This is a genomic window from Mycobacterium sp. NS-7484 (genome assembly GCF_001953975.1).
In the GTDB taxonomy this organism is placed as follows: Bacteria; Actinomycetota; Actinomycetes; order Mycobacteriales; family Mycobacteriaceae; genus Mycobacterium.
On the sequence record NZ_MBEJ01000134.1, the window covers coordinates 1 to 25,615 of the forward strand.

The 25,615-nt window shown below is 67.4% G+C and carries 20 protein-coding genes; 10 read left to right on the forward strand and 10 right to left on the reverse strand.

Annotation, left to right across the window (positions count from 1 at the left end):
- From A5733_RS25145 to A5733_RS25165, 5 genes are all read left to right on the forward strand, one after another.
- Nucleotides 1-1,305, forward strand: a 1,305-nt coding sequence (locus A5733_RS25145) for an ABC transporter substrate-binding protein (RefSeq protein ID WP_076242070.1), incomplete at its 5' end; no start/stop codon positions are given.
- Nucleotides 1,302-2,219 (forward strand): carbohydrate ABC transporter permease, encoded by a 918-nt coding sequence (locus A5733_RS25150; protein ID WP_076242071.1) that lies wholly within the window; start codon nt 1,302-1,304, stop codon nt 2,217-2,219. The genes A5733_RS25145 and A5733_RS25150, both read left to right, overlap by 4 nt.
- Before the next feature lie 40 nt (nt 2,220-2,259).
- On the forward strand, nt 2,260-3,084 hold the full coding sequence (locus A5733_RS25155) for a carbohydrate ABC transporter permease (protein ID WP_197508383.1): 825 nt from the start codon (nt 2,260-2,262) through the stop codon (nt 3,082-3,084).
- Nucleotides 3,085-3,088: 4 nt separating this feature from the next.
- The gene (locus A5733_RS25160) at nt 3,089-4,306 is read left to right on the forward strand and encodes an ABC transporter ATP-binding protein (RefSeq protein ID WP_076242073.1); all 1,218 of its coding nucleotides are present in this window, start codon (nt 3,089-3,091) and stop codon (nt 4,304-4,306) included.
- Nucleotides 4,303-4,908 carry a suppressor of fused domain protein gene (locus tag A5733_RS25165; RefSeq protein ID WP_076242074.1) on the forward strand — a complete coding sequence of 202 codons (606 nt, stop codon included), beginning with the start codon at nt 4,303-4,305 and terminating at the stop codon, nt 4,906-4,908. The genes A5733_RS25160 and A5733_RS25165 overlap by 4 nt, the downstream gene beginning before the upstream one ends.
- Here A5733_RS25165 and corA read toward each other — a convergent pair whose 3' ends face one another.
- Complete coding sequence (corA, locus tag A5733_RS25170) at nt 4,909-6,012, reverse strand: magnesium/cobalt transporter CorA (RefSeq protein WP_067775478.1); 1,104 nt, start codon at nt 6,010-6,012, stop codon at nt 4,909-4,911.
- A 147-nt stretch (nt 6,013-6,159) separates the two neighbouring features.
- Here corA and A5733_RS25175 point away from each other — a divergent pair, with 147 nt between their 5' ends.
- Nucleotides 6,160-7,371, forward strand: a complete 1,212-nt coding sequence (locus A5733_RS25175; RefSeq protein WP_076242075.1) for an NADP-dependent malic enzyme — start codon at nt 6,160-6,162, stop codon at nt 7,369-7,371.
- A gap of 8 nt (nt 7,372-7,379) precedes the next feature.
- Nucleotides 7,380-8,222: a glycine betaine ABC transporter substrate-binding protein gene (locus A5733_RS25180; RefSeq protein WP_076242076.1), complete on the forward strand. Its 843-nt coding sequence runs from the start codon at nt 7,380-7,382 to the stop codon at nt 8,220-8,222.
- Nucleotides 8,223-8,234: 12 nt separating this feature from the next.
- Here the strand turns inward: A5733_RS25180 and A5733_RS25185 are convergent, their stop codons facing one another.
- Entirely contained in the window at nt 8,235-9,059 is an 825-nt protein-coding gene (locus A5733_RS25185) for an SDR family oxidoreductase (RefSeq protein ID WP_067775487.1), read from the reverse strand.
- Nucleotides 9,060-9,100: 41 nt separating this feature from the next.
- Nucleotides 9,101-9,388, reverse strand: coding sequence for a helix-turn-helix domain-containing protein (locus A5733_RS25190; RefSeq protein ID WP_067775491.1), 288 nt, complete (start codon nt 9,386-9,388; stop codon nt 9,101-9,103).
- Between the two features lie 67 nt (nt 9,389-9,455).
- On the opposite strand from A5733_RS25190, the gene map reads away from it, so the two are divergent.
- Nucleotides 9,456-10,217, forward strand: a complete 762-nt coding sequence (map, locus tag A5733_RS25195; protein ID WP_076242077.1) for a type I methionyl aminopeptidase — start codon at nt 9,456-9,458, stop codon at nt 10,215-10,217.
- Between the two features lie 5 nt (nt 10,218-10,222).
- On the opposite strand, the gene A5733_RS25200 is transcribed toward map, so the two are convergent.
- From A5733_RS25200 to A5733_RS25210, 3 genes are all read right to left on the reverse strand, one after another.
- Nucleotides 10,223-11,548: an MFS transporter gene (locus A5733_RS25200; protein WP_369830972.1), complete on the reverse strand. Its 1,326-nt coding sequence runs from the start codon at nt 11,546-11,548 to the stop codon at nt 10,223-10,225.
- Nucleotides 11,549-11,685: 137 nt separating this feature from the next.
- Entirely contained in the window at nt 11,686-15,330 is a 3,645-nt protein-coding gene (locus A5733_RS25205; protein ID WP_369830973.1) for a multifunctional oxoglutarate decarboxylase/oxoglutarate dehydrogenase thiamine pyrophosphate-binding subunit/dihydrolipoyllysine-residue succinyltransferase subunit, read from the reverse strand.
- Between the two features lie 188 nt (nt 15,331-15,518).
- A complete protein-coding gene (locus A5733_RS25210) occupies nt 15,519-16,268 on the reverse strand; it encodes a hypothetical protein (protein ID WP_369830974.1) in 750 nt (249 codons plus the stop codon).
- 85 nt (nt 16,269-16,353) lie between these two features.
- On the opposite strand from A5733_RS25210, the gene A5733_RS25215 reads away from it, so the two are divergent.
- Both A5733_RS25215 and A5733_RS25220 read left to right on the forward strand, forming a co-directional pair.
- A complete protein-coding gene (locus A5733_RS25215) occupies nt 16,354-17,613 on the forward strand; it encodes a multidrug effflux MFS transporter (RefSeq protein ID WP_076242082.1) in 1,260 nt (419 codons plus the stop codon).
- 79 nt (nt 17,614-17,692) lie between these two features.
- Nucleotides 17,693-19,387, forward strand: coding sequence for a DHA2 family efflux MFS transporter permease subunit (locus A5733_RS25220; RefSeq protein WP_067775502.1), 1,695 nt, complete (start codon nt 17,693-17,695; stop codon nt 19,385-19,387).
- A gap of 4 nt (nt 19,388-19,391) precedes the next feature.
- Here A5733_RS25220 and A5733_RS25225 read toward each other — a convergent pair whose 3' ends face one another.
- The 4 genes from A5733_RS25225 to A5733_RS25240 all read right to left on the reverse strand — a co-directional run.
- Nucleotides 19,392-20,744, reverse strand: coding sequence for an FAD-binding oxidoreductase (locus A5733_RS25225; RefSeq protein WP_067775505.1), 1,353 nt, complete (start codon nt 20,742-20,744; stop codon nt 19,392-19,394).
- The gene (locus tag A5733_RS25230; protein ID WP_076242080.1) at nt 20,737-24,171 is read right to left on the reverse strand and encodes a TM0106 family RecB-like putative nuclease; all 3,435 of its coding nucleotides are present in this window, start codon (nt 24,169-24,171) and stop codon (nt 20,737-20,739) included. The genes A5733_RS25225 and A5733_RS25230 overlap by 8 nt, the downstream gene beginning before the upstream one ends.
- A gap of 64 nt (nt 24,172-24,235) precedes the next feature.
- On the reverse strand, nt 24,236-25,105 hold the full coding sequence (locus tag A5733_RS25235) for a hypothetical protein (RefSeq protein ID WP_067775511.1): 870 nt from the start codon (nt 25,103-25,105) through the stop codon (nt 24,236-24,238).
- Nucleotides 25,106-25,213: 108 nt separating this feature from the next.
- The coding region (locus A5733_RS25240) for an LppP/LprE family lipoprotein (RefSeq protein ID WP_076242083.1) at nt 25,214-25,615 on the reverse strand (402 nt) is incomplete at its 5' end.

A 25,615-nucleotide genomic window follows, 5' to 3' on the forward strand; every position in this document is an offset into this window, starting at 1 on the left:
ATCAACTACTACACCCCGGCCAACGAGATGGCGACTTTCACCGCCGTGGCCAACCGCTGCAACGCCGAACTCGGCGGCCGTTTCACGATCAAACAGGTGAGTTTGCCGAAAGGCGCTGACGACCAACGGCTGCAGCTGGCCCGCCGGCTCACCGGCAACGACAAGACCCTCGACGTGATGGCGCTCGACGTCGTCTGGACCGCCGAGTTCGCCGAGGCGGGTTGGGCCGTCCCGCTGTCCGACGATCCGGCCGGGCGCGCCGAGTCCGACGCCGAGGAGAACACCCTGCCCGGGCCGTTGGAGACGGCCCGGTGGCAAGGCAAGCTGTATGCGTCCCCGATCACCACCAACACCCAATTGCTTTGGTACCGCGCCGATCTGATGGACGAGCCGCCGTCAACCTGGGATGGCATGGTCACCGAGGCCACGCGTCTGCATGCTGCCGGCAAGCCGAGTTGGATTGCGGTGCAGGCCAAGCAGTACGAGGGCCTGGTGGTCTGGTTCAACACGCTGCTGGCCAGTGCCGGCGGGCAGGTGCTCTCCGATGACGGCAAGACCGTCACCCTGACCGACACCGACGAACACCGGGCCGCCACGGTCAAGGCGCTACAGATCATCAAATCGGTTGCCACCGCGCCGGGCGCCGATCCGTCGGTCACCCAGACCGATGAGGCGACGGCCCGGCTCGCGCTGGAGCAGGGCAAGGCCGCGTTGGAAGTCAACTGGCCCTTCGTGCTGCCGTCGCTGTTGGAGAACGCCGTCAAGGGCGGGGTGAACTTCTTGCCGCTCGACCAACGTCCCGATCTCGTCGACGCCATCAACGATCTGGGCACGTTCTCGCCCACCGACGAGCAGTTCCAGGCGGCCTACGAGGCCAGCAAGGAGGTGTTCGGTTTCGCCGGGTATCCCGGAGTGCGCGACGGGGAACCCGCGAAGGTGACGCTGGGTGGGCTGAACCTCGCGGTGGCCAAGACCAGCCGGCACAAGGCCGAGGCGTTCGAGGCCATCCGCTGCCTGCGCAACGTGGAGAACCAGCGCTACACCTCGGTGGAGGGCGGGCTACCGGCCGTGCGTGAATCGCTGTATGACGATCCGGCGTTCCAGGCCAAGTATCCGCAGTACGCCATCATCCGCGAGCAGTTGACCAACGCCGCGGTGCGCCCTGCGACACCGGTGTATCAGGCGGTGTCCACCCGGATTTCGGCCACCCTGGCGCCGATCACCGACATCGATCCGGAGCGCACCGCCGATGAGCTGACCGAACAGGTGCAGAAGGCGATCGACGGCAAGGGGTTGATCCCGTGAGCACCGACGAGCGCTTGCGCGAGGAGCCGACCAGCACCGACGACCGCGCCTCCGAGCGCAAACTGGCCTTCGCGCTGATCGCCCCCGCGGTGATCCTGATGGTCGCGGTGACGGCATATCCGATCGGCTACGCGGTGTGGCTCAGCCTGCAGCGTTACAACCTTGCCGCTCCCGACGACACCGCGTTCGTCGGGTTCGCCAATTACCAGACCATCCTCACCGACCGGTACTGGTGGACCGCATTCGCAGTGACGCTGGCGATCACGGTCGTCTCCGTGGCCATCGAGTTCGTCCTCGGCATGGCGCTGGCGCTGGTCATGCACCGCACGATCTTCGGCAAGGGCCTGGTCCGCACCGCGGTGCTGGTCCCGTACGGCATCGTCACGGTCGCGGCCTCCTACAGCTGGTATTACGCCTGGACCCCGGGCACCGGCTATCTGGCCAACCTGTTGCCCGACGGCAGCGCCCCGCTCACCGAGCAGCTGCCCTCGCTGGCCATCATCGTGCTGGCCGAGGTGTGGAAGACCACGCCGTTCATGGCGCTGCTACTCCTGGCGGGCCTGGCGCTGGTTCCGCAAGACCTGCTCAACGCCGCCGAGGTCGACGGGGCCGGGGCCTGGACGCGGCTGGTGAAAGTGATTCTGCCCCTGATCAAGCCGGCCATCTTGGTCGCGCTGCTGTTCCGCACCCTGGATGCGTTCCGGATCTTCGACAACATCTATGTGTTGACCGGGGGAGCGAACAGCACCGGGTCGGTCTCGATCCTGGGATACGACAACCTGTTCAAGGCCTTCAACCTCGGGTTGGGTTCGGCCATCAGCGTATTGATCTTCCTGTCGGTGGCCGTCATCGCGTTCGTCTTCATCAAGCTGTTCGGTGCGTCGGCGCCCGGTTCAGAGGCGGAAGGCCGATGAGCGCTTGCGCGAAGAGCGGAGGTCACTCATGACCGAACGGGTGGGTGCGCGCCGGGTGACCGGGTGGACGATCGTGAACGTCCTGGTGGTGCTCTATGCGTTGCTGCCGGTGTTCTGGATCTTGTCGCTGTCGCTGAAGCCGACGTCAAGTGTCAAGGACGGCAAGCTGATTCCGGCCCAGATCACGTTCGACAACTACAAGGGCATCTTCAGCGGCAACATCTTCTCCTCGGCACTGATCAACTCGATCGGCATCGGTCTGATCACCACGGTGATCGCGGTGGTGATCGGCGGGATGGCCGCCTACGCGGTGGCTCGGCTGGAGTTTCCCGGCAAGAAGCTCCTGGTCGGCGTGGCCCTGCTGATCGCGATGTTCCCGCAGATCTCGCTGGTGACCCCGATCTTCAACCTGTGGCGCAGCATCGGGTTGTTCGACACCTGGCCCGGCTTGATCATTCCCTACATCACGTTCGCGCTGCCGCTGGCGATCTACACGCTCTCTGCGTTCTTCCGGGAGATCCCATGGGATCTGGAGAAGGCCGCCAAGATGGACGGAGCCACCCCGGCGCAGGCCTTCCGTAAGGTCATCGCACCGCTGGCGGCGCCCGGCATCGTCACCGCAGCCATCCTGGTGTTCATCTTCGCGTGGAACGACCTGCTGTTGGCCTTGTCGCTGACCGCGACCCAGCGTGCGATCACCGCGCCGGTGGCGATCGCGAACTTCACCGGCAGTTCGCAATTCGAGGAGCCGACCGGGTCCATCGCGGCCGGGGCGATGGTCATCACGATCCCGATCATCATCTTTGTTCTGATCTTCCAGCGGCGCATCGTCGCTGGCCTGACATCCGGTGCGGTAAAGGGGTAATTGGATGGCCGAGATTGTGTTGGACCGGGTGACCAAGAGTTACCCCGACGGCGCAGGCGGGGTCAGGGCAGCCGTCAAAGAGTTCTCGATGACGATCGCCGACGGCGAGTTCATCATCCTGGTCGGCCCGTCGGGTTGCGGAAAATCCACGACGCTGAACATGATTGCCGGACTTGAGGACATCTCCTCGGGTGAACTGCGCATCGGCGGTGAGCGGGTCAACGACAAGGCGCCCAAGGACCGCGACATCGCCATGGTGTTCCAGTCCTATGCGCTCTACCCGCACATGACCGTGCGCCAGAACATCGCCTTCCCGCTCACTTTGGCCAAGCTCAAGAAGGACGAGATCGAGGCCAAGGTCGCCGAGACGGCCAAGATCCTCGACCTGACCGAACTTCTCGACCGCAAGCCGGCCCAGCTGTCCGGTGGGCAGCGGCAGCGGGTGGCGATGGGCCGGGCAATCGTGCGCCGTCCCAAGGCATTTCTGATGGACGAGCCGCTGAGCAACCTCGACGCCAAGCTACGGGTCCAGATGCGCGCCGAGATCGCCCGGCTGCAGAGCCGGCTGGGCACCACCACGGTGTACGTCACGCACGATCAGACCGAGGCGATGACGCTGGGCGACCGGGTGGTGGTGTTGTTGGCCGGGGAGATTCAGCAGATCGGCACCCCCGACGAGCTGTACAACAATCCGGCCAACCTGTTCGTGGCCGGCTTCATCGGGTCCCCGGCGATGAACTTCTTCCCGGCCACGTTCACCGACGTCGGGGTGCGGCTACCGTTCGGCGACGTCACCCTGACCCAGCAGGTGCATGACCTGTTGGACCGGCAGCCCAAGCCGGACAACATCATCGTCGGCATCCGTCCCGAGCACCTGGAGGACGCCGCGCTGCTCGACGGCTACGCCCGCATCCGGGCACTGAGCTTCGCCGTCCGCGCCGACATCGTCGAATCGCTGGGTGCCGACAAGTACGTGCACTTCACGGTCGAGGGCGCGGGTGCGCAGGCCGCCCAACTCGCCGAGCTGGCAGCCGATTCCGGAACCGGAGCCAACGAGTTCGTGGCGCGGGTATCGGCGGAATCCGCGGTGACCAGTGGCCAGCAGATCGAGTTGGCGTTCGACACCTCGAAGTTGACGATCTTCGACGCCGACACCGGGGTGAACCTGACCCGCACCGAGCCGGCCGAACCCGACGAACCGGCGGAAGAACCGACAGAGTGATCGACGTCCTGGCCGCCGTGCGCACCCATGTGGGTGATCACTTCGCCGCGGCCGGCATCACCGGGGAGCCCGTCAGCGCCAGCGTCACCTTCCTGGGAACCGAGCGCATCGACGTCCTGCGGTTCGGCCCGGACCTGAGCGCCGGCGGGCAGGATCTGTATCACTATGTGACGCTGGGCTGTTCGCGTCACCCGATGTTCGATCCGACCGAGTTCGTATCGGATCCGATCCACGGGCCCCGGGCCGAGGTGGTGCTGTCGTTGCGCGGCCCGACGCCGGGTGGGCTGGCGCGGTCGTTGGCGGTGCTGGCCGCCGCACCTGCCGTGGAGGGATTGATCCTGGAGGCCGACGCCCTCATCGATCTCGAGACACCGTTGTTCGAGGGCGCGCCGTTCAGCGCATTCCTGTTGGGCCCCAGTGACATTGGCGAGGTGACCTTGCCCGATCCACTGTCCCCGGTGGCAGTGCTCTCGGCGACGCCGATCACCGCCACCGAGGCGGCGTGGGTTCGGCTGAAGGGCGCCGAGGCGATGCGGGAGGCGTGGCAGACCGACGGGGTCGACGTGCTGGACCCCACCCGCAGGGCGGCCAGCCCCAGCTAGCTAGAGCCAGTCGTTGCGCCGGAAGGTGCGGTACAGCACGAAGCAGATCGTCGCCATCAGCACCAGGACCGTGGGATAGCCCCAGGTCCACTGCAATTCGGGCATGTGCTCGAAGTTCATCCCGTAGATGCCGGCCATCGCGGTCGGTACCGCGGCGATCGCCACCCACGCCGAGATTTTGCGCATGTCCACGTTCTGTTGCATGGCGACTTTGCCGAGCGCAGCCTGCACCAGCGAGCTGAGCATCTCGTCGTAACTGGTGACGCGGTCGGAGGCCTGCACGTTGTGGTCGTGCACATCGCGCATGTACCGGCGCACCTCGACCGAGATCAGGTCGTTGTGATCGGTCAGCAACCGCGCCAGTGCCAGCGTCAGCGGAGCCACCGCGCGACGCATCTCGACCACCTCACGCTTGAGCAGGTAGATGGACTCGATGTTGGTGCGCGTGCGCGGGGAGAAGATGTCCTCCTCCATGGCGTCGATGTCGGTTTCCATCAGGTCGGTCACGTCGAGATAGCTGTCCACCACATGGTCGGCGATCGCATGCATGACCGCGAACGGCCCGAGTTTGAGGATCGCCGGTGCGGAGTCGAGCCGTTTGCGTACTCCGGCCAGCCCGCCGTGTTCGCCGTGGCGAACCGTCACCACGAAATCGGGCCCGACGAAGATCATGATCTCGCCGGTTTCGACGATCTCGCGGGCCAGCGCCACCGATTCGTGCTCGACGTAGGTGATGGTCTTGAGTACCAGGAAGAGGGTCTTGTCGTAGCGCTCCAGTTTGGGGCGCTGATGCGCGTGCACCGCATCCTCGACCGCGAGCTCGTGCAGACCGAAAACGTCTGCCACCGACTGCATTTGGAACTCATCGGGCTCGTGCAGGCCGATCCAGACGAATGCCTTGTGGCCGGCGCGCTGCAATTCGCGGACCTTGTTCAGCGCCGCGGCGTGGGTGTACTTGCCGGGCAGCCGGTCACCGCCGCTGTACACACCGCAGTCGACCATCGCCCGGGCCACGGGAACGTGGATCGCCTTGGCGTCAGGTTCGGGCTGGTGCGTCCGGGTGGCTGAGCGCAGGCCCGGCGGCAGGGCGCGGAATGAGGGCATGGGCTGCGACCTTCCTGCGCGGATCTTCCGGCGCCGTTTGCTCCCAACCTGATCAGCACATCGATGCTACGCGAAGCTACTGTTGCGTAACGCTCACCGGCGGGGAACCCGACCCTGTGAGAATTGGCGTTGAAGTACCCTTGCGCCGTGTCGGAAAGTACAGTCGCGTCCTCGTCCGAGCGCTCGCACACCGAGCGCACCCCGCAGGTTGTCATCGATGATGCCGAGATCTTCGATGCTCATGAGGGCGGAAAACTCTCGGTCGAGTTGAAGTCGCCGCTGGACACCCAGCGGGCGTTGTCGATCGCCTATACCCCGGGTGTGGCCCAGGTGAGCCGGGCGATCGCCACTGATCACACCCTGGCGGCCAAGTACACGTGGGCCAACCGGCTGGTCGCGGTGGTCAGCGATGGCAGCGCGGTGCTCGGGTTGGGTGACATCGGCCCGGCGGCCTCGCTGCCGGTGATGGAGGGCAAGAGCGCACTGTTCAAGACCTTTGGCGGGTTGAACTCGATCCCGATCGTGCTCGACACCAAGGATCCTGACGAGATCGTCGAAACGCTGGTGCGGCTGCGTCCGACGTTCGGGGCGGTGAACCTGGAGGACATCTCGGCGCCGCGGTGCTTTGAGATCGAGCGCCGGGTGATCGAGGCGCTGGATTGCCCGGTGATGCATGACGATCAGCACGGCACGGCGATCGTGGTGCTCGCGGCGCTGCTGGGCGCCACCAAGGTGCTCGACCGTGACATCCACACCCTGCGCGTGGTGATCTCGGGTGCCGGGGCCGCAGGTGTGGCGTGTGCCAACATCTTGTTGAACAAGGGCATCACCGATGTCGTGGTGCTCGATTCGCAGGGCATCGTGCATTCCGGGCGGGACAACCTCAACAGTTTCAAGGCCGAGCTGGCCGGGCGCACCAATCCGCGCAAGCTCACCGGTGGTGTGGCCGAGGCGCTGCAGGACGCTGACGTGTTCCTGGGGGTGTCGGCCGGCATTGTGCCCGAGGAACTCATCGCGACGATGGCTCCGAAGTGCATCGTGTTCGCGCTGTCCAACCCGGATCCGGAGATTCACCCCGATGCGGCGCGCAAGTACGCCGCGGTGGTGGCGACCGGGCGCAGCGACTTCCCCAACCAGATCAACAACGTGCTGGCCTTCCCCGGGGTGTTCCGCGGTGCGCTGGACGCCGGGGCGCGACGGATCACCGAGAAGATGAAGGTGGCCGCGGCCGAGGCGATCTTCTCGGTCGTCGGTGACGATCTGGCCGTCGACCACATCGTGCCCAGCGCGCTCGATCCCCGGGTCGGCCCCGCGGTCGCCGCCGCGGTCGCCGCCGCAGCGGACACCGCAGAATCCTGAGTTCGCGAATGCGCCGCACGCTGGCGTCGGCGCTGTCGGCGCTGTTCGTGCTGGTCGCCGCCGGTTGCGGGGCTCGTTCGGCCCCGGCTGAGATGGCGGTCGGGGCGGGGCCGACGCCCGAGTCGGCGCTGCTCGGTGAGCTCTACGCCGCGGCGCTGCGCTATTACGGCACCCCGGCCAAGGTCACCGAGACCAACGGTGACCTGGGCGTGCTCGATTCGGGATCGGTGACCGTGCAGCCGGGCTTCACCGGCCGGTTCCTGATCGAGCTGAACCCCACCGCCACGGCCCGCTCGGATGAGCAGGTGTACCGGGACCTGGTGTCGGCGCTGCCCGAAGGCGTGGCAGCCGGTGACTACACCATGTCAGCGCAGGACAAGCCCGTGCTGGTGATCGGCGAACCCACCGCCAAGGCATGGGGCGGCACCGATCTCAGCGCGGTGCGCCGCAACTGTGCCAAGGCCCGACCAGGTGCAGTGGCCGGTGCCGAGGTGCCGAAAGCGCTGGGTTTCTGTGCCCTGGCCGAGCCCGCGGTATTCCCCGACGACACAACCCTGTTCGCGGCGCTGCGGGCGGGCAAGATCAACGCTGCCTGGTCGACGACGGCCGATCCGCGGATCCCGTCGGATCTGACGGTGCTGTCGGACAAGACGGCGTTGATCCGTGGTGAGAACGTGGTGCCGCTGTACCGCCGCAACACGCTGAACGAACGTCAGATCCTGGCGCTCAACGAGATCGCCGGTGTCCTGGACACCGGGTCGTTGGCCGACATGCGCCGCCAGGTCAGCGAGGGAGCCGACCCGCGTGGCGTGGCCGAGGCGTTCCTGCAGGCCAACCCCCTCGGCCACTGACCCAAACGAGAATCAGCGCGGCATGGCGCGGGCGGCCGCCGCGCCGAACAGCCGCTGGTATCCCGAGCCGGTGATCCGCACGATCACGTCGAGGATCTTGGCATCAGGCCCGACGAGCACGCGCGCCTTGTTCTTACGCACCGCTTCGAGAATGATCTTGGCCGCGCGCTGCGGTGTGGTGTTGGCGAGCTTCTTGTCGAAGGCCTCGGCCAGCGCCTTCTGGTCCAACCCGTCGGCGGCGGTGGCGTTGCGGGCGATGGCGGTCTTGATACCGCCGGGGTGCACGCAGGTCACCTTGACCGGGTGCCTGGCCACGGCCATCTCCTGACGCAGGGCCTCGGTGAAGCCGCGCACGGCGAACTTGGCCGAGTTGTAGGCCGCCTGCCCGGGCACCGAGAAGATGCCGAACAAGCTCGACACGTTGACGACGTGTCCGTCGCCCGAGGCGATCAGGTGCGGCAGGAACGCCTTGGTGCCGTTGACGACGCCCCAGTAGTCGACGTCCATCACCCGCTCGATGTCCTTGAACGAGCTCACCTCGACGTCGCCGGTGTACGCGATGCCCGCGTTGTTGTAGATCTGGTTGACCTTGCCGAAATGTTCTTTGACCGCGTCGGCGTAGAGCAGGAAGGCCTCGCGTTCGGTGACGTCGAGCCGGTCGGTCTTCACCTCGGCGCCGATCGCCTTGAGGCGTTCCTCGGTGATCGCCAGGCCTTCGGTGTCGACGTCGCTGATCGCCAACTTGGCCCCGGACCGTCCGAGCTCGATGGCCAATGCCTGTCCGATACCCGATCCGGCGCCGGTGACGACGGCGACCTTTCCGGCGAAGCCCTCCATAGAACACTCCTTGTGTGGTTCGACGTGTCGAGCTTCCGAGGCTACGCGGTACCGGCGGTCTCGCATATGGCGGCCTCCGTTGCGGCCGCCTCGGACCACACGTCGGCCAGGGTTTGCAGCGGAATGCCGAGTGCCGCACTCAATCCGACCACCGTGCCGAACGCGGGGGAGGGCAGTCGGCCGGTCTCGATCTTGCGCAGGGTCTCGGGCGAGATCCCGGCCTGCTCGGCGACCTCGTCGAGTGGGCGGTTGGCCCGAGCCGCTCGCAGGGTCTCGCCGAGTCGGCGGCCTGCGGCGATCTGTGCGGGGGTGAGTGGAGTGCGGACCACGCCACCACGGTAGCGCCGGTATTTATATACCGCTAGGGTGGTATTTAAATACCGAGGAGGGCTGTTCGTGATCGAGTTGAAGACCGACGCCGAAATCCAGAAGATGCGAACCACCGGTCGGTTCGTGGCCGAGGTGCTCAGCACGTTGAGCGGGCTGGCCGACATTGGGGTCAACCTGCTCGACCTCGAACATCACGCCCGGGACATGGTCAAACGACGCGGTGCGCAGTCCTGCTACTGGGACTACGCCCCGTCGTTCGGCAAGGGACCGTTCCGCAACGTCATCTGCCTGTCGGTGAACGACGCGGTGCTGCACGGCCTTCCACACGATTACCGGTTGCGTGACGGTGATGTGCTCAGCATGGACTTCGCGGTGTCCATCGACGGCTGGGTCGCCGATGCGGCTCGCACCGTGATCGTCGGGACCCCCGCGCCCGCCGATGTGCGGTTGATCCGGGCCACCGAGGAGGCGCTGGCGGCCGGAACGGCCGCGGCGGTACCCGGAAACCGACTCGGCGACATCTCGGCGGCCATCGGCGCCGTCGCCGCCGATTACGGCTATCCCGTCAACCTCGAATTCGGCGGCCACGGACTGGGCCGCACGATGCACGAAGACCCGCACGTGCCCAACCGGGACAGGCCCGGCCGCGGCCTGAAGCTGCGCGCCGGGATGACGCTGGCGCTGGAGCCGTGGCTCGCCGCGGGCACCGACCGCATCGTCTACGACCCCGACGGCTGGACCATCCGATCGGCCGACGGCTCCCGTACCGCGCACACCGAGAACACCGTGGCGATCACCGAATCCGGTCCACTGGTGCTGACTCGTTAGACGCCTCAGTTCAGGTACCGCGGTCGCAGCAGCCACGTGGCCACGACGCTGATTGCCGCGGTGGCGACCAGGTAAGTGCACGCATACCAGGGCTTCCCGTGGTTCGCGGCGATCAGTGCGGTCAGGATCAGCGGGGTGAGTCCCGAGGCGTACACACCGGAGAGTTGATAGACCGTCGACAAACCCGTGTAGCGGGTCCGGGTCGGGAACAGCGACGCATACAACGTGCCCTGAGCCCCGTAGAACCACGCGTGGATGATGCCGAAGGCCAACACCATTCCGATCGCGTACGCCGTGATGCTGCCGGTGTTGAACAGCGCGAAGGCCGGGAAGACCGCCAGCCCGTAGGCGGCGATGCCGGTGCCGTACACCACCCGCGGGCTGAAGCGGTCGGCCAACCACCCGGACACCGGGAGCAGGGCAGCCATCAGCAGCGCCGCGACGGTGACGACGATCAGCACCGGCACCTTGTCGAGATGCAGGGTCGTGGTGGCGTAGGCGATCGTGAAGACGCCCCAGGTGTTGTACGCCGCGCCTTCGCCCCAGCGCGACAGCAGGCCGAGCACGGTGGACCGCAGGGTCGGCGGCCGGAAGATCTCCTTGACGGGGACCGCCGCACGGTCGTCGTCGCGGCGGATCTTCTCGAACGCGGGGGTCTCGGCCACCCGGAAGCGGACCACCACGCCGAAGATCACCAGCGCGATGCTGATCAGAAACGCGATGCGCCACCCGTAGGACAGGAACGCCTCGGCCGACAGCCACAGTTGCAGCAGGACGAAAACCCCGGTGCCCAACGCCAGCCCCAAAGCCAGCCCGACCTGCGGGATGCTGCCGAACAGGCCGCGGCGGTGCCGTGGGCTGTGCTCGACAGCCAGGAGCACCGCGCCGGCCCATTCGCCGCCGAGCGCGAACCCTTGCACGATCCGCAACAGCAGCAGCAGGATCGGCGCCAGCACGCCGATCTGCGCCGCGGTCGGCAGTAGCCCCATGAGCGCGGTGGCGCCGCCCATCAGCAACATCGTCAGCGCCAGGGTGCGTTTGCGGCCGATCCGATCACCGACATGGCCGAACACGAACCCGCCGATCGGGCGCACCACGAACCCGACCGCGAACGTCGCGAACGCCAGCATCGTCCCGACGAACGAACTCTGGTCCGGGAAGAACGCGTGGTTGAACACGAGGCTCGCGGCGGTGGCGTAGAGGAAGAAGTCGTACCACTCGATGGTGGTGCCGACGACGCTGGCCAGGACGGCGGTGCGGACGGTCTTCGCCGGGGCGGGTGTGGCCGCGGGGTCGGTCTCGGCGGGACCGGCGACGGGTGTCAAAGTCACCCTAGTTGTCTAGTGACCGCCTCTCACCGCCAACAGCATTGTGCGCGAGGTGATTCAAACCCGAGCCGCGAGCGTGCGCAGAATGCTGACGTACACCGGAGTGTCCATCGGCAGACACGCACGCTCGCGCGGCTGGGCTAGCCGAACGCCAGGTCGATGATCTCCTGCTGCTCGACGGCGTGGACCTTCGACGAGCCCGAGGACGGTGCCGACATGGCGCGCCGCGAGATCCGCTTGATGCCGGTGAAGTAGTCCGGCAGCACCTCGGGCAGGGTCAGACCCAGGGACGGCCAGGCACCCTGGTTGGCCGGCTCCTCCTGCACCCAGAACTTCTCGGTGACATTCGGGTAGCGGTCGAGCGTCTCGGCCAACCGCCGGCGGGGCAGCGGTGCGAGCTGCTCGAGCCTCACGATCGCCACATCCTCGCGGTTGTCCTTGGCCTTGCGTGCGGCCAGCTCGTAGTAGAGCTTCCCGCTGGTCAGCAGGATCCGCCGCACCTTGTCGCGGTCACCTTCGCCGTCGGTGTAGACCGGCTCCTCCAACACCGAACGGAACTTGTTCTCGGTGAAGTCGCGGATGTCGCTCACCGCAGCCTTGTTGCGCAGCATCGACTTCGGGGTGAAGACGATCAGCGGACGCTGGATGCCGTCCTTGCCGTGGCGACGCAACAGGTGGAAGTAGTTCGCCGGGGTCGACGGCACCGCGATGGTCATCGAGCCCTCGGCCCACAGCTGCAGGAAGCGCTCGATGCGGCCCGAGGTGTGGTCGGGGCCCTGACCCTCGTGGCCGTGCGGCAGCAGCAGCACGACGTCGGAGAGCTGGCCCCACTTGGCCTCACCGGAGGAGATGAACTCGTCGATGATCGACTGGGCACCGTTGACGAAGTCGCCGAACTGGGCCTCCCACAACACCATTGCGTCAGGGTTGCCCACCGAGTAGCCGTATTCGAAGCCGACGGCGGCGAACTCGGACAGCGCCGAGTTGTACACCAGGAACTTGCCGCCGGTCGGGGTGCCGTCGGTGTTGGTGGCCAGCAGCTGCAGCGGGGTGAACTCCTCGCCGGTCTTGCGGTCGACGATCACCGCGTGGCGCTGCGTGAAGGTGCCGCGCTGGGTGTCCTGACCGGACAGCCGGATCAGCTTGCCCTCGGCGATCAACGATCCCAGCGCCAGCAGCTCGGCGAACGCCCAGTCGATCTTGCCCTCGTAGGCCATCTCCCGGCGCTTCTCCAGCACCGGCTTGACCCGCGGATGCACGGTGAAGCCCTCGGGGACCGCCAGGTGGGCATCGCCGATGCGGGCCAGCAGCGACTTGTCCACCGCCGTCGAAAGGCGTTGTGGGATCTGCTGGTCGGCCTCGACCGATTCGCTGGGCTCGGCCGCGTGCTTCTCCAGCTCGCGCACCTCGTTGAACACCCGTTCCAGCTGACCCTGGTAGTCGCGCAGGGCGTCCTCGGCCTCTTTCATCGAGATGTCACCGCGGCCGATCAAAGCCTCGGTGTACGCCTTGCGGGAGCCACGCTTGGTGTCGATCACGTCGTACATGTACGGCTGGGTCATCGACGGGTCGTCGCCCTCGTTGTGTCCGCGCCGGCGGTAGCACAGCATGTCGATGACGACGTCCTTCTTGAACGCCTGGCGGAAGTCCACCGCCAGCCGCGCCACCCAGCCGCACGCCTCCGGATCGTCGCCGTTGACGTGGAAGATCGGCGCGCCGATCATCTTGGCCACGTCGGTGCAGTACTCGCTGGAGCGCGAATCCGTTGGCGCCGTGGTGAACCCGATCTGGTTGTTGACCACGATGTGGATGGTGCCGCCGGTGCGGTAGCCGTCGAGCAGCGCGAGGTTCAGCGTCTCGGCGACCACGCCCTGACCGGCGAACGCCGCGTCACCGTGCAGCATCAGCGGGACGACGGGGTAGTCACCCGAGCCGTCGGCGTCCTTGCTGCCGTCGAGCAGATCCTGCTTGGCGCGCACCAGACCTTCCAGCACCGGGTCGACCGCTTCGAGGTGGCTGGGGTTGGCGGTCAGCGACACCTCGATGTCGTTGTCGCCGAACATCTGGATGTAGGTGCCGGTGGCGCCCAGGTGGTACTTCACGTCGCCGGAACCGTGTGCCTGCGACGGGTTGAGGTTGCCCTCGAACTCGGTGAAGATCTGGCTGTAGGGCTTGCCGACGATGTTGGCCAGCACATTGAGCCGGCCGCGGTGCGGCATGCCGATGACGACCTCGTCGAGCGCATGCTCGGCACACTGGTCGATCACGGCGTCCATCATCGGGATGACGGTCTCCGCGCCTTCGAGCGAGAAGCGCTTCTGCCCAACATATTTGGTCTGCAGGAACGTCTCGAATGCCTCGGCCGCGTTCAGCTTGCTCAGGATGTACTTCTGCTCGGCGACCGTCGGCTTGTCGTGCTTGACCTCGACCCGGTCCTGGATCCACTTCTGCTGCTCGGGTTCGAGGATGTGGGTGTACTCGACACCGATGTGACGACAGTAGGCATCACGCAGCACCGACAGGACGTCGCGCAGCTTCATGTACTGCTTGCCGGAGAACCCGTCGACCTTGAACTCGCGGTCCAGATCCCACAGCGTCAGCCCGTGGGTGTTGACGTCGAGGTCGGGGTGGCTGCGGAAGCGGGTGTTGTCCAGCCGCAGCGGATCGATGTCGGCCATCAGGTGACCGCGGTTGCGGTAGGCCGCGATCAGCTCGATGACGCGGGCATTCTTGTCCGCGATCGAGTCCGGGTTGTCGGTGCGCCAGCGAACCGGCTCGTAGGGGATGCCCAGCTCGCGGAAGATCTCGTCGTAGAACTCGTCGTCGAGCAGCAGGTGGTGGATGGTCCGCAGGAAGTCGCCGGACTCCGCGCCCTGGATGATCCGGTGATCGTAGGTCGACGTGAGCGTGATCAGCTTGCCGATACCCAGATCGGCGATGCGCTCCTCGCTGGCGCCCTGGAACTCGGCGGGGTACTCCATGGCGCCGGCGCCGATGATCGCGCCCTGACCCTGCATCAGCCGGGGCACCGAGTGCACGGTGCCGATGGTGCCCGGGTTGGTCAGCGAGATGGTGACGCCGGAGAAGTCCTCGGCGGTCAGCTTGCCGTCGCGGGCGCGACGCACGATGTCCTCGTAGGCCGCGATGAACTGGCCGAAATGCATTGTCTCGCAACGCTTGATCGCCGCGACGACCAGTGATCGGTTCCCGTCCTTGCCGGGCAGGTCGATGGCCAGACCCAGGTTGGTGTGAGCCGGGGTGACGGCGGCCGGCTTGCCTTTGGCCTCGGCGAAGTACCGGTTCATGTTCGGGAACTTCTTGACCGCCTGCACGATGGCGTAGCCGAGCAGGTGGGTGAAGCTGACCTTGCCGCCGCGGGTGCGCTTGAGGTGGTTGTTGATGACGACGCGGTTGTCGATCATCAGCTTGGCCGGGATGGCCCGCACGCTGGTGGCGGTGGGCACCTCCAGCGAGGCGTTCATGTTCTTCACCACGGCGGCTGCCGCGCCGCGCAGCACCTGGGATTCGTCACCCTCGGCGGGAGCGGGCGCCGGCTTGCTCGCCTTGGCCGGTACCTCCTTGGCCGGAGCCGGCTTCGCGGGTGCCTCCTTGGCCGGAGCTTCCTTCGCGGGAGCTGCCGGAGCCGGGGCCGGGGCGGCCGACGCAGCTGTGGCCTGACCGTTGGCGACCGTGTTGTCAGTGGTGGGTTCTGGGGAGTAGTCGACCAGAAATTCGTGCCAACTCGGATCCACCGAAGAGGGATCCTCGCGGAACTTGCGATACATCTCCTCGACCAACCACTCGTTCTGACCGAATGGTGAAGGTGAACTGCTCACGGCAGACACTCGCCTCGATTCTTGTGTTCGGCCAGCCGCCACATGCAGGCTCGCCGCTTGTGTTCTTGTCTAGGCGGTTGACCCCGCTCGACCGCCTCATAAAGGCTATCGCCTTTCGTAGCTGCCCGCGCTCGGCATCAGGCCGGGGGCCGAGCGGATGGCAACACATGCAACGTTGCGGGCCACCGCGGCGGGGGCGCACCGAAGGCCGAACGGGCATTGGTGACAATTTTCTTCCCCATCAACCGGTTGCCGACGCCGCCGATCACCGCGCCGATACCCACGGGCAGCATTTTGCCGAAAGCCATCGCGCCGCGCTTGAGCGTATACCGCTTGACGAAGTATTTGACCAGCCGGGAGTTCAGCTGCGAGACCGCCGGAAGCGGCAGTGTCGCGGCGCCGTCGGACAGCCATGCACCGCTGGTGCGTCCGGTGCCGAGCAGGTCGGCGATCGCGTGCTTGCTGTCGTCGCCGACGAGTACGGACAGGACCAGAGCGCGGCGTCGCTCGCGATGGTCGGCCGGGATGCCGTGCACCTCGGCGACCGCCAGCACGAACACCGACGTGGCCTCCAGGAACACCACCGTCTCGCCGGCCACGGCCGACAGGGCCATCAGGGTGCCGATCCCCGGGAACGCTGCCGCCGAACCGACGGCGGCGCCGCTGGCCATCACCGCGGCGAGGTAGTGCTTCTCCAGTCGGGTGACGATCTGGGCCGGGGTGGCGTCGGGTTGCTGGCTGCGCAACCGGTCGACGTAGGCCTTGACGGCCGGGGCCTGCACGCGCGAGCTGCCCTCGATGATCGCCGAGAGGACCTTGGCGGCGGCACTGGGATCTTGGGTCTCCTCGACCTTGGCCGGCAGCCGAGCTTTGGACCACGCACGCACTTCGGGGCCTCCCACGTGTGAACCCATCGTTGACTGCCAGGCTATCGCAGGAACAAAAAGCGGATCTGCGTTGCTGTTCATCCTCATGGCATCATCGCCCGACGTGGGCCGAATTCGGATGATCGTGGTGTTGGGCGCCCTGGTCGCGCTGGGCCCGCTGACCATCGACATGTACCTGCCTGCGTTGCCCAGGATTGCCGACGAACTCTCGGTCTCCTCGTCGGTGTCGCAGTTGACCCTGACCGGAACCCTGGCCGGGCTGGCGCTCGGCCAGCTGATCGTCGGTCCGCTCTCGGATTCGCTGGGTCGGCGCCGGCCCCTCATGGCGGGCATCGTGCTGCACATGGCGGCATCGGTGCTGTGCGTGCTGGCGCCGAACATCGCGGTGCTCGGGGTGGCGCGGGGACTACAGGGCATGGGTGCGGCGGCCGCCTCGGTGGTGGCCATCGCCGTGGTCGGTGACCTGTTCAGCGGCACAGTCGCGGCCACGGTGATGTCGCGGCTGATGTTGGTGCTCGGCGTCGCGCCGGTGCTGGCGCCGGCGCTGGGCGCGGCGGTGCTCTTGCACGGCTCGTGGCACTGGGTGTTCGTGGCGCTCGTGGTGGTGGCCGGCACGGTGTTGGCGATGGCCGCGCTCGCGCTGCCCGAGACGTTGCCGGTCTCCCACCGCCGGCCGCTGGCGGTGCGCGGCATCGTCGGCACCTACGTCGAGCTACTGCGCGATTCGCGGTTCGTGATCCTGGTGTTCGTGGCCGCGCTGGGCATGTCCGGGCTGTTCGCCTACATCTCCGCGGCGCCGTTCGTCCTGCAAGATCGATATGGTCTGGACCAGCAGGCATTCGCGTTGGTATTCGCCGCCGGGGCCATCGCGCTGATCGGCGCCACCCAGTTCAACGTGGTGTTGCTGCGCCGGTTCTCGCCGCAGTCGATCACGGTGGCCGCCCTGGGCTGGTCGGTTCTGGCCGGGCTGGTGTTCGTCGGCCTGACCGTGGCCCACGTGGGCGGGCTGTCGGCGTTCGTGGTCCCGGTACTGGCGATCCTGGCCGGGATGGGTCTGGTGTTGCCCAATGCACCCGCGGTCGCCCTGTCGCGCCATCCCGATGCGGCCGGCACGGCGGCCGCGTTGCTGGGGGCGGCGCAGTTCGGCCTCGGAGCCGCGGTGGCACCCGCGATCGGGGCCCTGGGTAATGGTGCGCTCGCGTTGGCTGCGGTGATGACGGCCGGCATGGCGATCGCCCTGGCGGCGCTGCTGGTGGTCGGTCTGCGTAACGACGACGACGAGCCGGCCGAATACCCAGACGACACATTCGACGTCGCCGTCGAGGCGGTCGCCGAGCCGGCCTGATCACCGCGCGGGTAGCGTCGGCTGGGCCCGCCCCCATCCCTGCAAGGTCGATCCCGAGGCCCTGACCACCACATCCGACATGTCTCCAGCGCCCAACGCCCGCACCCCGAGCCGGACCGGCAGGGTGCTCGCGCGTCCGGAGAATCCGTGGCACGCGCTGTGGGCCATGATGGTCGGCTTCTTCATGATCCTGGTCGACGCGACCATCGTCGCGGTCGCCAACCCGACCATCATGGACCGGCTGGGCGCCGACTACGACGGCGTGATCTGGGTGACCAGTGCCTACCTGCTCGCCTATGCGGTGCCGCTGCTCGTGGCGGGACGTCTCGGCGACGTGTACGGACCCAAGAACCTCTACCTGGCCGGCCTGGCGATCTTCACCGCCGCCTCGCTGTGGTGCGGGCTGGCCGGCAGCATCGAGATGCTGATCGCGGCGCGGGTGGTGCAGGGCATCGGCGCGGCGTTGCTGACCCCGCAGACCCTCTCGACGATCACCCGCATCTTCCCGCCTGAGCGCCGCGGCGTGGCGATGAGTGTGTGGGGGGCCACCGCCGGGGTGGCCACGCTCGTCGGGCCGCTGGCCGGCGGCGTGCTGGTCGGTGGGCTGGGGTGGCAGTGGATCTTCTTCGTCAACGTGCCGATCGGCATTGCGGGCCTGGCATTGGCGGTGTGGCTGGTGCCCGTGCTGCCCACCCAGCACCATCGGTTCGACGTGCTGGGCGTGGTGTTGTCCGGGATCGGCATGTTCCTGATCGTGTTCGCGCTGCAGGAGGGGCAGTCGCGGGACTGGGCGCCGTGGGTGTGGGCCACCGGCGCGGTCGGGATCGCGGTGATGGTGGCGTTCGTGTGCTGGCAGGCCGTCAACACCGGCGAGCCGCTGATCCCGCTGCGCATCTTCGCCGACCGCGACTTCAGCCTGGCCAACCTCGGTGTCGCGACCATCGGGTTCGCGGTGACGGCGATGATCCTGCCGTTGATGTTCTATGCCCAGTCGGTGTGCGGTCTGTCGCCGATCCGCTCGGCGCTGTTGACCGCGCCGACCGCGATCGCCAGCGGCGTGCTGGCTCCGGTGGTGGGCCGCATCGTGGACCGGGCGCACCCGACGCCGGTGATCGGGTTCGGTTTCTCGGCCATGGCGGTCGGGTTGACTTGGCTGGCGCTGGAGATGACGCCGAGCACACCGATCTGGCGACTGCTGCTGCCGCAGCTGGTGATGGGCATCGGGATGGCGTTCATCTGGTCGCCGTTGGCGGCCACCGCGACGCGTAACCTGCCGCCGGATCTGGCCGGTGCCGGCTCGGGGGTCTACAACGCCACCCGTCAGGTGGGGTCGGTGCTCGGTAGTGCCGGCATCGCGGCGTTCATGACGTCGCGCATCGGCGCCGAGATGCCGGGGACTGCCGGGGCCGCGCCGCGTGGCGAGGGCTCGGCCGCCCGACTGCCGGAGTTCCTGCATGCGCCGTTCTCCGCAGCGATGTCGCAGTCCATGCTGTTGCCGGCATTCGTGGCACTGTTCGGCGTGGTGGCGGCGCTGTTCCTGCTCGGGTTCGATGCCAAGCCCGCCTTCGATCCGAATCCGGAGCCCTACCTTGATCCGCGGGATGACGATGACGACGATTACGTCGAGTTCGTCGTAAACCACGACGACGAGGGCAGCGACGACGGCGAGGTAGCCGAGGCGGCGACCGATTCGTTCCGCGCCCTACCGGCCTCCGAGCACCCCGACCGGTGGGAAAACATCTACGCCGAGTTGATGGCAGACCGCGACGAGTGAGCGTTCACCCGAACAGCACAGCCGGGTTGAGGTAGCCGCTCGGGTCGAACGCCGCCTTGACCGTGCGCATGGCCGCGATGTCGGCCTCGGTCCGCGACATCGCCACATAGTCGCGTTTACGGGACCCGACCCCGTGCTCGGAACTGACATTGCCGCCGTGCTCGGCGATCAGCGTCATCATCGCGGCATACAACGCAGGTTCGACGCCTGCGGCGCAGCGCAGCACGTTGAGGTGGAGATTGCCCTCGCCGATGTGGCCGAACAACACCGGAATGGCCTCCGGCGCGTGGGCGGTGACGAGCGCGCCAGCCGCGACGGCGAACCGCTGTATCGACGAAAGTGGCAGCGAGACATCGAATTTCAATGGTGGACCGAACAGTCCGAGTACCTCGGCCAGTGATTCGCGAACCTGCCACAGCCGCTGTTGGGCGACGGTGTCGATGCCGACGGCCGGTTCGCCGCAGATCTCGATGCCCTCCAGCGCATCGGCCAGGCGCTCGGTCTGGTCGCTGTCGGCGGCCAGTTCGATCAGCAACTGCCAGGCGCCGTCCACCGGCGCGGCCACCCCGAGGTGCTCGGCGGTCAGCGCACTGGCTCGGGCGTCGATCAACTCGAGTGCGGCGATGCCGTCGAGATCGCGAAAGAGACGACCGGCCGCGACCAAGGCGTCCAGATCGGCGAAACCGCAGATCGCGGTGACGCGGTGAGTGGGCGTCGGGTGCAGCCGCAGATCCAGGGCGGTGATCACCCCGAGGGTGCCTTCGGCGCCGACGAACAGCGAGGCCAGGTCGTAGCCGGTGTTGTCGCGGCGCACCTGACTGTGCCGGTGCACCACCGACCCGTCGGGCAGGGCGATGTCCAAACCCAGCACCTGCTCGCCCATGTTGCCGTAGCGCACCGTGCGCAGCCCGCCGGCGTTGGTGGAGGCCATGCCGCCGACGGTGGCCGATTCGCGGGCGGCCAGGTCGACCCCGAACACCAGCCCGGCCGCGGTGGCGGCGCGCTGTACCGCGGCCAGTGGGACCCCGGCACCGACCCGGACCCGACGTTCGAGGGTGTCGACGACGCCGATCTCGGTGAGGCGCTCGGTCGACAGCAGGATGTCGTCGTTCTCCGGCACCGTCCCTGCCACCAGTGAGGTGCGGCCGCCCTGCACCGTGACACACACTCCGGCGTCGCGGCAGGCGCGCAACACCGCGGCCACCTCGTCGGCGGTGCCGGGGCGCACCAGGGCCGTGGCGTTGCCGCGGTAGCGCCCGGTGTGATCCACGCATCGGCCCGCCAGCACGTCGCGGTCGCTGGTCACGTAACCCGCACCGACGATCCCGGCAAGCGTTTCGGTAAGCGTTTCAGTCACCGGTTGGGTGTATCACAGGATCGGTCAAAGCCAGGAATGCGCCGAGTGCGACGAGACTGTCCGGTTGGGCGGGCAGGTAGTCGGTGAGCTGGGGCGACCGCACGATGTACGCGACGTACTTGGCCCGGCTGATCGCCACGTTGAGCCGGTTGCGGTTCAGCAGGAACCCGATGCCGCGCGGCACATCGGCGGCCGAGGACGCCGTCATCGACACGAACACCACGGGCGCCTGTCGGCCCTGGAACTTGTCCACCGTGCCGGCCTGCACCTCGGTCAGGCCCGCCGCGTCGAGGGCTCGGCGCACCGTGGTCACCTGGGCGTTGTACGGCGTCACCACCAGGAAGTGGTCCTGTCCCAACGGTGCGCTGCCGCGCTCGTCGGTCCAGGTGGTGCCCAGCAGGCCGGTGATGGCCGCGACGATCGCGTCGGCCTCTTCGGGACTGTCGGTGGAATTGCCCACGTGCGCCACCTCGAGAACTCGAACCCCAGGTTCGATGCCGTCGACTTTGCGTGCCGCGCTGACTTTTTCGTGTGCTTGCAGCCGACCGTCATAGGACAGTCGCGACACCGGCCCGCACACCGCCGGGTGCATCCGGAACGAGCAGTCCAGGAAGTAGCCGCGCTCGGGCGGCAACGTGTGCGCCCCCTCGACCAGCCAGCCCAACGCGGAATCGTCGACCGGTGCCGGGTGGGTGCCCTGGCAGACCTGGGGGAGTTGTTGCGGGTCGCCGAGCAGCAGCAGGTTGCGCGCGGCCGGCGCCACCGCGATGGTGTTGGCCAGGTTGAACTGTCCGGCCTCCTCGATGACCAGCAGGTCGAGGCATTGCCGTGGAACCCGTCCCTCGTTGGCGAAATCCCATGCGGTACCGCCGATCACGCAGCCGGGATGGTCGGCGATGAACGACGGGTAGTGGTTCTCGCCGATCGCGGTCCACCGCGGTTCGGTGCCCTTGCGTTTCTTGGCCACCCGGTCCGCGTCCACGCCGGCGTCGAGAACCTGATCCAGCAGGTGTTCGATCACCGCGTGCGACTGCGCGACGATGCCGATGCGCCAACGGTGCTCGTTGACCAGCCGGGCGATGATCTGCGCCGAGGTGTGGGTCTTGCCGGTGCCGGGCGGCCCGTGCACGGCGATATAGGAACTGTCGAGATCCAACAGGGCGGCGGTGATGTCGTCGGCAGTCTCCCCGCCGCGGGGCAGTGGTCGGCCACTGACGGTACGTGGCGGGCGTCGCAGCAGAACGTCGGTCACGGCGTCGAGGGGAAGTTTCGGTAGGCCGGCGCTCACACTGGCCGCCGTACTGTCGATCGACACCTGCAAAGGCCGGGTGTTGACCGGCGGACCGGGGGTCAACGCGAACGGTACCTGGGTGAAGGTGTCACCGCCGGTGGGTTGGCGTTCGGTGATCACCACCTCGGTGGGTGCGTCCGGGTTGTCGCAGTCGATGACGGCGGCGCTGCCGAAGCCGCGTCGGTCCGGGTCGTCGGACAGGCCCGCCGGTGCGGGTGGGGCATAGAGCGCGTACACCTCGGTGCCCAGCTCTCCGGAGTCGATGGCGCCGGTCAACACGACCTGCCGTTGTGGTTTGCGGGCCCGCGGCGGGACGTGCCAATCGTTGAGAACCCGTGCGTGTTCGGCGACGAAAACCCCGGTGCTGTCGGCCCATTCGTCGACGGGACTGTTGATCCGGTCGAAATGGCCCCACCAGAACGGTTTGTCCTCACGTTTGTGGAAACCGCGCGCGGCGGCGATGAGTGCCACCGCCTGCTGCTCGGCCGATCGCGGTTCCACTCCATCACCGGCGAATCGCAGCAGCTTGCGGTCGACGGCGTCGGCCTTTTCGATGGGCCCTCCGTCACGCACCGGTTGCGGGCCACGCGGTGGTACCTCGGCTTCGAACGCGCGGTTGATCAGCCAGTCCCGCAGCCGGTGGGTGGACCGGCAGTCGTAGCGGTTGTAGTCCTCGATCTCCTTGAGCACGGTGGCGGCCTCATCGTGATGACCGGCTTCGCGCAGGGCGCAGTAGCGGGCGTACTCGGTGATCGAATCGGTGGCTTTGGTGACCTCACCGTCGCGCAGCTCGTTGCCCATGTACAGCGGTTCCAGCGATTTGATGCTGTAGTTCTCGGTGCCGACGCGAATACTCTTGCGCACCAGCGGAAGCAGGTCGACCAGGACGCCGCCCCGCAGCAGATCGTCGACATCGTTCTCGCCCACCCCGTAGCGGCCGGCCAGCCGCAGCAGCGTGCTGCGCTCATAGGGCGCGTAGTGGTAGATGTGCATCTTCGGAAAACGCTTGCGGCGCTTGCGGACCAGGTCGAGGAAATCAATCAGGGCCTGACGCTCGTCGGCCCGGTCATGGGCCCAGAAGGCCTGGAAGTTGCCCTCCGCACCGAGAACGCCCCACAGGTACTCCAGGCCCCAGTCGTGACCGTTGACCGTCCACAGCGGGTCGCCCTCGTAGTCGAAGAACAGGTCGCCCCGGTCCGGATCGGGCAGCAGCATGAGGGGTTGCGGGTCGACGACTTCATACGGCGGCTTGGCATCCACCCGTGGTGCCACCTGCAACCGGGCCTGACCGGTCAGTGCCGTCACTGCGCGTTGGGCCAGCCCGGGCACGCCGCCGGTGTGCTCGGCCAGTTGACGGGTGGTGATGACGCCGGCCTCGATGAGCCGGGCGCGCTGGGTGGCGCGCATACCGGCGACCAGGAAGAGGTCGTCGGTGGCGCGCACCTGCTGTTCACATTCACCGCAGCCGAAGCAGGCCCGCACCGTGTCGTCGGACCAGCGCACCGCGGTCCCGGCCGCCAGGTGCCCGTCGAGCAGCGCCTGAAGCGCGGCGCGACGCGGCCGGTACACCGCGAGCAGCTCGTCGACGCGGTAGCTGGCCAGCGTGCCGCCGCCGAGCACCAGATCGACCTCGTCGGCGACGGGAATGCCGGCTCCGGTCAGCGCATCGGCGTAGGCGGCCAGCTGCAGCAGGGCCTCCACCTTCACCGAACGGGAGAGTTTGGTGTCCCGCAGGCGGTAGCGGTCGCCGTCCCAGATCAGGAAGTCGGCGAACCCGGCGAACCGGCCGTCGAACATCGCGGCCTGGTAGATCACTGGGTCCCGCCGCTGCGCGGCTGCCACGGTGGCCGCGGCCGCTGCCGACAGCCCGGCCACCGTGTAGGCGGGCCGGCCGATCACGGTCACCTTGGACGGCCCGGCCCCGGCGCTCAGTTCATCGAGATGGCGCCGCTCGTGTTCGGCGCCGAGTTCTGCTGTGCGGGCAAGCAATTCGTCTGCGTCGGACACCGCAGGCCCCCGGCCGAGCCGGGCGTCGAACGAGCGCAGCAGCGCATACTCACAGCGGGCGGCCGCGGCCAGGTCCGACGCGCTGTAGATGACCGTCGGCCCCGACGCGCCCTCGTCGGTGACGAACACGCTGCCACTGTAGGTGAGGGCACCGACGTTCTTGACGTGCCTCGCGAAACAGCATTCCGGGTTGCTAAGCCGCGGCCTTGGCGACCCTCGCTTCTATTTCGCGCTGGGCCCACGCCGCACGGACCCGGTTCAGCACATCGCGGGGATGGTCTTCCTTGATCACACGTATGTGCAACCAACCCTGGTGCTGCACCATGCGTAGTCGCTTGGCGTCCCAGGCGTACCGCTTGCGGTCGGTCTGGTGCTGAATCCCGTCGTACTCCAAAGCGATCTGGGGTACCTCCCAGCCCATGTCGAGGTACGCGAACTCGTTGCCGTAGTCATCCAGCACAGGGATCTGGGTCCGGGGCCGCGGGTAGCCGGCGTCCATCACCAGCAGGCGTAGCCAGGTCTCTTTCGGGGAATCGGCGCCGGCATCCATCAGGCCGAGCGCTTCCCGGCACCGTCGGACCCCGCGGGCGCCCGCATACCGCTCGGTGAGCGGCAGGACGTGCTCGACTTCGAGACCCGTCGCGTGGGCGAGCGCGTCGAGATGCTCGACGGCGGCACGGCGAGGGAGGAAGCGGCCGAGATCGAGCGCCGTCCGAGCGACATTTGTGACGGCCATGCCGTTGATCTCCTCGAGTTCGTCAGGAGCGATCCGGTCGTTGTGGGTGATGATTCCGCGCGGCGGCCGGTTGTTGGCCCAGATGAGTTCGATCGGCACGTCCTCGTCGACCCATTCGGCACCGTGCAGCGCCGCCGCGGCCCGGCCGGTGACGACTCCTTTCCGCTTGGACCACAACCAGGCCGCGACCGTGTTGCTGTACAGCGATGGCTCGGCCACCCGAGGTGTGTAGACGTCTGGAAAGATCGCCCGGTAGGCAGCGCGCAGGCGGCCTCTGCTGAGTTCGCCCCGTTCTACGGCTTCACTGCCGACAAATATCGTTCCCATGGGCCGAGAATGCCGTCGCTGTCCGACACCCACCGCGAGAGTGAAACCAAGGTCGCCAAGCCGCCGACTCAACGACCTGGAATGCTGTTTCGCGGCAAAAACAACAACTCAGACGTTGCCCATCAACTCCACACCGCCGCCGTTCCAGCGGAACTTCACGGTGCTGGCCAGCCCGTGGAAGCCGCCCGAGTACTGCAGGGCCACGGTGTCGCCGGTGGTCGCGGTCTTGTCGATGCCGTTGAAGCCGTAGGTGTCGGGCACGCCGGTGGGGATGAACTTGCCGAGGTGGAACAACACCGCCCGGGTGTTGGGATTCTCGGAGTTGGTGTTGGCCCGCACGATCACCGCCGACAGCTGCGCGCACTCGTTGTAGTTGCCGGCGATCGGCTCGGGACTCCAGGCTTGATTGCTGCGCGGGTCGCGGGGCAACTCCGAGACGGCCTTGGCGATCTCCGGGGCGGCCAGGTTCACCGCGCACGGATCGGCCTCTGGCGGCGCCGAGGTGGGGGC

Bases quoted from the DNA above. Each gene is read 5' to 3' on its own strand.
- A5733_RS25160 (WP_076242073.1), top strand. From the start codon at position 3,089: ATGGCCGAGATTGTGTTGGACCGGGTGACCAAGAGTTACCCCGACGGC.
- corA (WP_067775478.1), bottom strand. From the start codon at position 6,012: ATGCCCTCATTCCGCGCCCTGCCGCCGGGCCTGCGCTCAGCCACCCGG.
- A5733_RS25180 (WP_076242076.1), top strand. From the start codon at position 7,380: ATGCGCCGCACGCTGGCGTCGGCGCTGTCGGCGCTGTTCGTGCTGGTC.
- A5733_RS25185 (WP_067775487.1), bottom strand. From the start codon at position 9,059: ATGGAGGGCTTCGCCGGAAAGGTCGCCGTCGTCACCGGCGCCGGATCG.
- A5733_RS25205 (WP_369830973.1), bottom strand. From the start codon at position 15,330: ATGTATCGCAAGTTCCGCGAGGATCCCTCTTCGGTGGATCCGAGTTGG.
- A5733_RS25215 (WP_076242082.1), top strand. From the start codon at position 16,354: ATGGCATCATCGCCCGACGTGGGCCGAATTCGGATGATCGTGGTGTTG.
- A5733_RS25220 (WP_067775502.1), top strand. From the start codon at position 17,693: ATGTCTCCAGCGCCCAACGCCCGCACCCCGAGCCGGACCGGCAGGGTG.
- A5733_RS25235 (WP_067775511.1), bottom strand. From the start codon at position 25,105: ATGGGAACGATATTTGTCGGCAGTGAAGCCGTAGAACGGGGCGAACTC.